Source organism: Pseudomonas sp. (assembly GCF_049645325.1).
Lineage (GTDB): Bacteria > Pseudomonadota > Gammaproteobacteria > Pseudomonadales > Pseudomonadaceae > Aquipseudomonas.
Window position 1 is genome coordinate 1 of record NZ_JBARTQ010000520.1, and the last position, 8,337, is coordinate 8,337.

Below are 8,337 nucleotides of genomic sequence, written 5' to 3' on the forward strand. Positions count from 1 at the left end.
TGCTCGCGAAAGCGGTGTGTCAGCCACTGCATGAGTGGCTGACACACCACCTTCGCGAGCAAGCCCACACACATTTTGATCTTGTTCCAAGCGGCTATCTGGCCGGCAGCAGTTTCAAGGTGCCACGGGTATTCGCCGTCACTTCCTCATCGGTGAAATGCGCCTGCTCGTAGCCGCCTTCGATGTAGGTTTCCGCCTGGTCGCCATAGTGTGAATCAAACGGCACGCCGCTTTGCCCGACCGGGTTGATGGTCAGGGCGTGGGCGGGGTCGGCGAAGTCGATCAAGCGCCGGGTCGAAGGGCCGTAGGTTACCGGCCAGGGCGCCGGGCCGATCGCGGCCGATTGGTTGTTTGGCACTTCGTGGCTGCCGGGCGCCGGGAACGGGCCGACGTTGAAGACCACGTCCAATGGCTTTTGCATGCCCAGCGGGTGGCCGTGGGTCAGGGTGTGGGCCTTGCCCCACTGCCACTGGCTCGGGTCATCGCCGAAGGTGGCCTTGAGGTGCGCCAGGCTGTTGTCCCAGGCGAGCTTGACGGTCTCGGCGCGCTTGCCGTCCCACCACGGTGAATCCGCTGAGGCGGCCAGGCGTGGTAGCGCGGCGTCGATCACGCGGGTGCCGAGCAAGGTCTTGAATAGGTTATCGCCGAGTTTGGGGTGGAAGGCCGCGTCGGTGAGGTTGAACAGGAACTGGTTGAACAGCGTGGCACTGGTGGAGTCCAGCGGGTAGTCGCCTTTCCAGCTCGCCAGTTGTTCCACCAGCTTCAACTGCGCCGGGTCTTTGACCACCTCGCGCAGCACCGGTAGCAGGGGCGCCAGCAAACGTGGGCCATAGGCCGTGGTGGTGCCGAGTTGCAAGGCCTGGCTGTTGGTCACGTCCCATTTCACGCTTTTATCGCTCAGTTGCGTGTTCAACTGCTGGCCACGGTCGGCCAGGTTGTAATAACCGGGAATCTCCATGCCGGTGGGCGAAACCGGCTGGGCGTTGGCCGACACCACATAACCCCGCGCCGGGTTTTCTTCCTGCGGGTTGGCGCTGAAGGGATAGAAACCCAGCTTGTCGGCCTGGGCCGTGCTGCCATCGAGAATGAAGCCGGCATTGACGCCGGCCGGACGGATCGGCAGTTGCGCCGCCGCCCACCAGCCGATATCCCCTTTGGCGTTCGCCCACACGATGTTCAGGCCCGGCGCCGAGACCTTGGCTGCCGCCGCGCGCGCCTTGGCCAGGGTGTCGGCACGGTTGAGCTGGTAGAAACCTTCGAGGATCGGGTTCTGGGTGTCGAGGAACGCCCACCACATGGCAATCGGCGTCTTGCCGCCGTTTTCGCCGAGCACGTCATTGATGATCGGGCCGTGGGGCGACTGCCGCAGCGTCAGGGTGACCGGCGCCTGGCCCTTGACCGCAATCTGCTGATCGCTGCTGGTCATGTTGACCCATTGGTCGTGGTACCAGACCTGGTTGGGGTTGTCCGGGTTGACCTTTTCGGCGATCAGGTCGAGGTCATCGTTCTGGAACATGGTCAGGCTCCAGCCGAAATCCAGGTTGTGCCCCAGGAACGCCACCGGCACCAGCGCGTTGTGGTAGCCGTACAGCTCAAAGCCCGGCGCCGACAGCTGCGCCTCGTACCACACCGACGGCACCGAGAAACGGATATGCGGGTCACCCGCCAGCAACGGCTTGCCGCTCTTGGTGCGGCTGCCGCTGATGGCCCAGGCGTTACTGCCTTCGAACTGCGGCAAGCCGTTGTCGGCCAGGGCCTGGTCGCTCAGGGTGGCGAGGGCGCCGAGGGTCTTCCAGTCGCTGGCCGCGAGGTTGAGTGCGCCTTTGGGTTGCCAGTCGAGGTCGAAGACTTTCAGGTAGTCGCCGCCCAACTGGTCGCGTATGTAAGTCAGCAAAGGTTCTGTACGAAACGCGGCGGCGAAGCTGTAGGCCAGGTACCCGGCAACGCTGATGGTGTCTTCAGCGGTAAACCGGCGCTTGGGGATGCCCAGCACGTCGAATTCCATCGGGCTGGGGTGCGTATCCTGATACTGGTTGATCCCGTCCAGATAGGCCTGGAGGGCATTCCACGCGGCAGACTCATGGTCCATGTGCTCCACGTAACTCAAGGCACGCTCGCGAATGCGCAGGCTGCGGAATAGCTTGTCGGTCTCCAGCACTTTGGGGCCCAGCACTTCGGCCAGCTCGCCACGGGCCAGGCGGCGCATGATTTCCATCTGGAACAGCCGGTCCTGGGCGTGCACGTAGCCGAGGGCGCGGTACAGGTCGGTCTCGTTCTCGGCGCGGATGTGCGGCACGCCACGGTCGTCGTAGCGCACGGTGACCGTGCCTTGCAGGTTGGCCAGTGTTTCAGAGCCCTGGCGAGTGGGCTGCTTGCTGTAGACATACCAGCCGGCACCGGCCATGAGGGCGGCAATCAGCAGAGCGAGCACGGTCAGGCTGCGTTTCATGGACGGTCCTTGAGTCAGTCACCTTGAAGGTCAACGGAGTCTAATGGGTTTGGCGCAGGCTGAGGGAAATGCTGATGCCGGCCACGATACGCCACCCCGACAGCCGAGGTTCAAGCGGAGAACCCCCCGAAGCGGCTACTATTCCACCTGTCATCTTTGAGCTTTTTGCCATGACCTGCGCCATGCAACCTATGCCAGACTCCAGCCGCCCCGAGGTTGCCTACGCGTGCAGCCTGGAAGCGCAGTCGCTGATCGGGCGCTTTTTGCAGCACCCGCCGGTGGGCTTTGACGTTCGGTTGTCCGAGCATGGCCTGCCGTATTTCTTCACTCCGTTCGACCTGTTGACCACCGCCGACGATGAATTTGTGAAGCGCGTGCGCGGCTGGCCGGGGTACGGCCTGTGGCAATCCTGGTTGCGCATCGACGCTTGTTTTGTCGGCACCACGGTCAGTGAATACGCACCGTTCCCCCAGGGCGTGTCGCCCCAGGCGCTTGCGCAATGGCTGCAGGAAGAATGCGCGCCGCAGCGCGCGCTCACCATCGTCAAAGACGTACCGTTCAACTCGCCGCTGCTCAGTGACGCCGACAATCATTATGCGCAAGCCTTGGTCGATGACTGTACGCAGCGCGGTTTCATCTGCCTGGAAGGCCAGGCACTGGCGTATGTGCCGATCAACTTCACCACTGTCGACGAATACCTGGCGCGCTTGTCCCACAGCCGTCGCCGAAATATCCGACGCAAATTGCGCAGCCGCGAGGCGCTGCGGGTGGAAATCCTCGAGACCGGCGATGCGCGGTTTAACGACGACGCCTGGCTGGCGCAGTTGTATGCGCTGTACAGGGCGGTGTACGACCAGAGCGAGATCCATTTCGACCTGCTGACCCCGGCGTTTTTCAGCGGTCTGCTTAGGGACGCCGCCAGCAACGGGCGCGTGTTCTGCTACTGGCACTGTGACGAACTGGTCGGTTACAACCTGTGCTACGTGGAGGGCGACAAGCTGCTCGACAAGTACATTGGCCTCAATTACCCGCAGGCGTTGGAGTTCAACCTGTACTTCGTCAGTTGGTTCATCAACCTGGAGTACGCCGTGGCCAACGGCCTTAGGTTTTATGTGGCGGGCTGGACCGACCCGCAGGTGAAGGCCAGCCTCGGCGCGGACTTTACCTTCACTCGCCACCTGGTCTGGGTGCGCAACCCGTTGTTGCGCAAGCTGGGCAACCGGTTCCGTCATCACTTTGAAAGCGACAACCAGTGGCACCAGGAGCAAACCTCATGAGCGTGGCCCGAGCGCCGTTGGTGCTGGACTTTGATGGCGCCGTCAGTGATATCCCTGGCGCGACCATTCTGGCGCTGCAGGCCTGGCAGGAAAAAATTCGCTTCGGCTGCCGCTGGGCGCAGTTCAGGGAACTGGAAAGCGCCCTGCACGCACAGATGCCCAGTGATTACGGCTGTGTGTTCACCGGCAGCGGCGACTATCACCACCTCAGCCAACTGTTGCTGAACCGCCTGCCCACGCAGCAGAAATTCCAGCTGATCATTTGCGACAACCACCCCGACAACATGCGCTACCCCTTCGGCATCCACTGCGGCTCGTGGGTCTACTGGGCCAGCCGTTTGCCGCAGGTCGAGCACGTGCATGTGCTGGGCATCGGTTCCCAGGACATTGCCTTGGGCCATGCCTGGGAGAATCACTGGTCGCCGCTGCTCAAGCGCAAGTTGACCTACTGGAACGTCAACGTTGATACGCGCTGGATGAACTGGGTCGGCGCCGGGCGCAGCAATCGTGCCTTCAGCAACCCTGATGACCTGATGCAGGCGTTCCTGGCGCAGTTCGATCGCACGCTGCCGGTTTACCTGTCCATCGACAAAGACGTGCTGAGCCCGCAGGTGGTGAACACCAACTGGGACCAGGGCGAGTTCCTGGAGCAGCACTTGAATGACCTGATCAGTGCCTGCGAAGGCCGGATCATCGGCGCGGACATCACCGGGGATGTGTCGGCCTACAGCTATGAAAGCGCGTTCAAGCGCTGGTTAAGTGCGTCCGACGGCCAGGAGCAATTGCCCGAGGCGCAAGTGCAGATCTGGCAGCAGCAACAGAACGCGCTGAACGGTCGCTTGGTGGCGCGCATCAATCAGGGTTGGCAACAATCGCCTTGAGCTGACTCAGTACCTGTTCGAAGTGTTTGTCGGTCAGCCAATGGCTGTTGCTGATCGACAACGTGCGGCTGGCGAAGGCCTCGGCTTGGGTAATCTCGCTGCCGGGCTGCAACAGCGGGGCCACGGCGGGGTAGCCCGGCAAGGTGTGGATAAACAGGCGTGTTACGCCGAGCCCCGAGGTCCACAGCTGCGTCATCGCCGCATCGCGGGTGCGGGCAGACGGCATCACCACCATCAGAAACGGCCAGGTACCTTGCTGCCCCGGCCGGTCCATGACCACCGAAACGCCGGGCAAGGCGTTCAGGCGTGCCGCGCGGTGCAAGGCACGGGCGCGGCCTTGCTGCAGGTAGTCGGGCAGGCGCACCAGTGCGGCGGCGCCGACTTTGCGGCGATAGCCGCCGAGGCGGTGCAGCGGAATATCGTTGACAGAAAAATCATCGCCCACGGCGGCCACTTCATCGCCCTGCGCCAGCGCCGCGCGCAGCCCTTTGCCATACACGTAGTACACACCGCGTGGCTGATACACCAGCGCGTAGCCCCACAGTTCAGCGCTGCGTCGCAGTTCCCAAGTCAGGCTGAACGGCAGGTCGTGGCGGCACTGGCGGTGCAGCGCCTGGTGCAGCACCGGGTCGCGGCTGAACAGCACGCCGCCTTCCGCCGTTGTCAGGCCTTTGCCCAGCGCCATGCTGAAAAAGCCGATGTCGCCCTTGAGCCCGACGCTATGGCCGTCGTCCAGTGCGCCCATGGCTTGCGCGGCGTCTTCGATGACCGCCGCGCCGACCGCCCCGGCAATGCGCCTGGCGGCATCCACATCGGCCACGCGCCCGGCCAAATGGGTGACTACCACGGCCAAGGTGCTATCGTCGCACAGCTGTTCCAGCTGCGTTTCGTCCAGGTCGATGCCGCCTGGCTGCAGATCACAGGGCACCACGCGCAGCGGCGGGCAGTAGTGGGCGGCCAAGGCCACCAGCGGGCAGGTGTAGGCCGGCACGATGAGCCGGGTACGGCCGGGCATGCGTTGCTGCAACACGCGCAGGGCGATGATCAGCGCGGCCGTGCCGGAGCAGGGCAGCGCCGGCAGGGGAATCGAGAGTTGGCGGGCCAGGGCCGGGGCCAGGTCGCCTGCGAGGCCGAGCAAATCGCGCCAGCGCAAAGGCAAGCCCGCGGTGGGCGGGATCTCCCTTTGGCCGGCGAGGCCGGTCATTAAGCGAGTGTTTCCGGGCGGTCGGCGTCGACGACCTTTTCGGCTTCGTCTTCACTGCGCGCCAGGCAGAGGATGCCCGCGATGATCAGGGCGCCGCCGATGATTTTAGGCAGGGTCAGGCTGTCATCGAACAACCAGACGGAGATCAGCGTCACGCTGATCAGCTCCAGGTGCGACGCCGCGAACGCCGGGCCCACGGGGGCGTACTTGAGCAAGGTCATCCAGGTGAAGAAGGCGCCGATGTAACCGACGAACGCGCCGTAGATCCAGGGGGCGCCAAACACGCGAACCAGCCACGCGGTGTCCATGGCCAAGGGTTCGGCATGCACCGAGGCGAATTTGAAGCTGACCTGCGCCAACGTGTCAAAAATGATCAGCGCGAGAAAACCGAGGATATAAAACCGTTTCATCATTCAAACCCTACGACGGTCACGCCACAGGCGATCAGCATGATGCCGATCAACCGCCACTTGCTCAGGCTTTCCTTGAACAGGAAACGCCCGGCAATCATGATCACGACAATGTTGATCGAGCCCAGCATCACGCCGACCGACAGCGGCACCAGCGACAGGAAGGCCAGCCACAACACGAATTCGAACACGTAGCAGATCACACCCAGCCAGATCCACGGGCGCTTGAGCATGTGCTTCCAGTGGGCGATGCCGTCATGTTCGGCGCTGGCTGACGCGGCGGCTTTGAATGCCAGTTGGCCGGATGTATCAACGATCACGTTGAGTATCCAGAGGATGAAGGTTAACTGGCTCATGTGTTCCTGTCGTGTGCTCGCAATCCCGCTGAAAACGTACGATACAGCAGCGCGCCGAAGGGGTGATTGGAGTTTGCCGGTCGAACAGCTTGTGTTCAGTTTGACGCATTGCCCCACTGGCAATAGCAGCCCACCGCCAGGGTGTGGGTGGCATCGACCTCGCGCCCGGCCTCCAAAGCCTTGAGGATCGGCTCGATAAAGCTGTTGCTGGAGTTGCACGTGAGCCCTTCGCTGTAGGGGCCGAAATACGCGAGTTTGCCTGTGCGGTCCCAGATGCCCACGGCCGGTGTGGCCGGTACCTGCTCGGCACCGGCCAGGGTGGTGAGGGTTTTCATCTTGCGCAAATTATCCGGCAGCTTGCCGTGGCTGCCGGCTTTTTGCAGGGCATAGAACTCCACGCCCTGGGGCGCGTAGTGCTCGATCAGCTCGCCCAAGTGTTGCTGGTTGCCGACATTGCACGGGCAGGCCGGGTCCCAGAAGTGCACCAGGCGGATCGGGCCAGGGCCTGCCAGTTCGGCGGGCAGGCGCAAAGCGTCGCCGGAAAATACCGCCGTGTGCTCGCTGAACGCGCGCAGGTAGCGGCCCTGGAACCAGTCATACGCCGCCCACAGCACGCCGGCGCAGATAACCACGAGCAGGCCGGCGAACAAGGCGGAACGGTAGGGCTGTCGCATTCAGATCAATCCTCGAAGGTCGCGTAGCTTGCCATGCTTGCCCTGACAGATGAATATCGCAGCTCGATATTCATCTTCACCGTGAGTCTGGAACCCTTTATGCCTGTCAGCTTTGACCCCGATCATCTGCGCGAAAGCTTGCGGCCCTTGGTGGATGCGCAACCGCTCAGCGCCGAAGCACGGGTCTACCAGCGTTTTTACGGGCTGGACCTGCCGGCGCGCAAGGCTGCGGCGGTGAGCCGCCTGGGGCGCTTCGAGGTGGATGGGTTTGAAGTGGTGGCGCAAGTCTGGTGGCCGCCAACGCCGGTGGCGACGATGTTCATGTTCCATGGCTTCTACGACCATATGGGGCTGTACCGCAACGTGGTGGACTGGGCGCTGGACCAGGGCTTTGTGGTGATCGCCGGCGACTTGCCCGGCCATGGCTTGTCCAGCGGCCCGCGCGCCAGCATCGATGACTTTGCGGTGTATCAGGACGTGGTGCAGGCGTTGTTCGTCCAGGCCAAGGCGCTGCAGTTGCCGCAACCCTGGCACCTGTTCGGGCAAAGCACCGGCGGTGCGGTGGTGGTGGACCACGTGCTCAACCATGGCGCCGACAGCCCGGCCCAGGGCAAGACCTTCCTGCTGTCACCCTTGGTGCGGCCGCGTGCGTGGGGGTGGTCGCAGTTGAGTTATTACGCGCTGCGCCCGTTCGTCAAAGGCATCGCCCGGCGCTTCAGCGACAACACCCACGACCCGGCTTTTCGTCCCTTCCTCGAAGCCGACCCGCTGCAGCCCCGCCAATTGCCCACCGCCTGGGTGGGCGCCTTGGCACGCTGGATCAAACGCATCGAAGCCGCCCCGCGCAGCCCTCGGCGGCCAGTGATCGTGCAGGGCGAGGAGGACATGACGGTGGATTGGCAGCACAACTTGAAGGTGCTGCGCGCCAAGTTCGATCAGCCTGAAGTGCTGATGATTCCACGCGGCAGGCATCATTTGGCGAATGAGATTCCCGAGATTCGTGAGGAGTACTTCAGGTTTCTCACGGATCATCTGACGTAACCCGGACTAAAGTGTGGGAGCTGGCTTGCCTGCGATGGCGGTGTG

8 protein-coding genes are annotated in these 8,337 nt (G+C 63.2%); 3 read left to right on the top strand and 5 right to left on the bottom strand.

Going from position 1 to position 8,337, the window contains the following annotated elements; all coding sequences use genetic code 11:
• Positions 1-94 precede the first annotated feature (94 nt).
• Positions 95-2,449, bottom strand: coding sequence for a penicillin acylase family protein (locus WBB95_RS22095; RefSeq protein ID WP_424489503.1), 2,355 nt, complete (start codon positions 2,447-2,449; stop codon positions 95-97).
• Positions 2,450-2,619: 170 nt separating this feature from the next.
• Here WBB95_RS22095 and WBB95_RS22100 point away from each other — a divergent pair, with 170 nt between their 5' ends.
• Together WBB95_RS22100 and WBB95_RS22105 are read left to right on the top strand one after the other, a co-directional pair.
• Positions 2,620-3,726 carry a GNAT family N-acetyltransferase gene (locus WBB95_RS22100; RefSeq protein ID WP_424489504.1) on the top strand — a complete coding sequence of 369 codons (1,107 nt, stop codon included), beginning with the start codon at positions 2,620-2,622 and terminating at the stop codon, positions 3,724-3,726.
• Positions 3,723-4,607: a hypothetical protein gene (locus WBB95_RS22105; RefSeq protein ID WP_424489505.1), complete on the top strand. Its 885-nt coding sequence runs from the start codon at positions 3,723-3,725 to the stop codon at positions 4,605-4,607. The genes WBB95_RS22100 and WBB95_RS22105 overlap by 4 nt, the downstream gene beginning before the upstream one ends.
• Here WBB95_RS22105 and WBB95_RS22110 read toward each other — a convergent pair.
• The 4 genes from WBB95_RS22110 to WBB95_RS22125 form a co-directional block, all read right to left on the bottom strand.
• Complete coding sequence (locus tag WBB95_RS22110) at positions 4,579-5,811, bottom strand: DegT/DnrJ/EryC1/StrS family aminotransferase (RefSeq protein WP_424489506.1); 1,233 nt, start codon at positions 5,809-5,811, stop codon at positions 4,579-4,581. The genes WBB95_RS22105 and WBB95_RS22110 overlap by 29 nt on opposite strands.
• Entirely contained in the window at positions 5,811-6,221 is a 411-nt protein-coding gene (locus WBB95_RS22115) for a DMT family transporter (protein ID WP_424489507.1), read from the bottom strand. The genes WBB95_RS22110 and WBB95_RS22115 overlap by 1 nt, the downstream gene beginning before the upstream one ends.
• Entirely contained in the window at positions 6,221-6,577 is a 357-nt protein-coding gene (locus tag WBB95_RS22120; protein WP_424489508.1) for an EamA family transporter, read from the bottom strand. Before WBB95_RS22120 ends, WBB95_RS22115 begins: the two co-directional genes overlap by 1 nt.
• 95 nt (positions 6,578-6,672) lie before the next feature.
• Positions 6,673-7,251 (bottom strand): DUF6436 domain-containing protein, encoded by a 579-nt coding sequence (locus WBB95_RS22125; protein ID WP_424489509.1) that lies wholly within the window; start codon positions 7,249-7,251, stop codon positions 6,673-6,675.
• A gap of 99 nt (positions 7,252-7,350) precedes the next feature.
• On the opposite strand from WBB95_RS22125, the gene WBB95_RS22130 reads away from it, so the two are divergent.
• Positions 7,351-8,292, top strand: a complete 942-nt coding sequence (locus WBB95_RS22130; protein WP_424489510.1) for an alpha/beta hydrolase — start codon at positions 7,351-7,353, stop codon at positions 8,290-8,292.
• Positions 8,293-8,337: the final 45 nt, after the last annotated feature.